Origin of the sequence: Thalassospira sp. UBA4513 (assembly GCF_002388495.1) — a bacterium.
In the GTDB taxonomy this organism is placed as follows: domain Bacteria; phylum Pseudomonadota; class Alphaproteobacteria; order Rhodospirillales; family Thalassospiraceae; genus Thalassospira; species Thalassospira tepidiphila.
Genome location: NZ_DGMR01000031.1, coordinates 1,183 through 1,694 on the forward strand (window position 1 = coordinate 1,183; position 512 = coordinate 1,694).

Sequence of the window (512 nt, forward strand, 5' to 3'; positions counted from 1 at the left end):
GATCCTTGATGTGGCTCAAACGCAGTCGATTATTCTTCGACCGTATTGCGATCATTGGTTTCACTGACCGCGGCATTCAGGTGATAAAGCGATTCACGGATTACCTGGGGCCCGAGATCCTTGGTGATGAAGACAATCTTGGATCTGTGGTCGTCGCTTGGCCAGGCGGGCAGGGATGCCGGCGGGTGGAAGACATGCTGCACGGCGTGAATGGCGACAGGCGCATCTTCGCCGACCAGATTAAGGATGCCCTTTACGCGCAAAAGGCTTTCGCCGCGCATCTGGGTAAAGATTTCGGCCCAGGTAACAAAGGCATCCCAGTGAATCGGTTCGTCAAAGGTGATGCAGAAGGATCGGATGTGGTCATCATGACGGTTGACGTCGTGGCTGTGATCATGGTGGCCGTGGTCGTGAGCATGATCCCCGTGATCGTCGTGATGATGTGCATGATCATCGCCGTGCTGCTCATAGGCTTCATCACGCAGCCACTTCTGCACATCCATGCTTTTGGT

General features: G+C 54.7%; 1 protein-coding gene. It reads right to left on the reverse strand.

The genetic code is table 11. The annotated features are described in order from the left end of the window. Positions 1–29: 29 nt before the first annotated feature. Complete coding sequence (locus B2T33_RS12190; RefSeq protein ID WP_349678259.1) at positions 30–503, reverse strand: GTP-binding protein; 474 nt, start codon at positions 501–503, stop codon at positions 30–32. Positions 504–512: the final 9 nt, after the last annotated feature.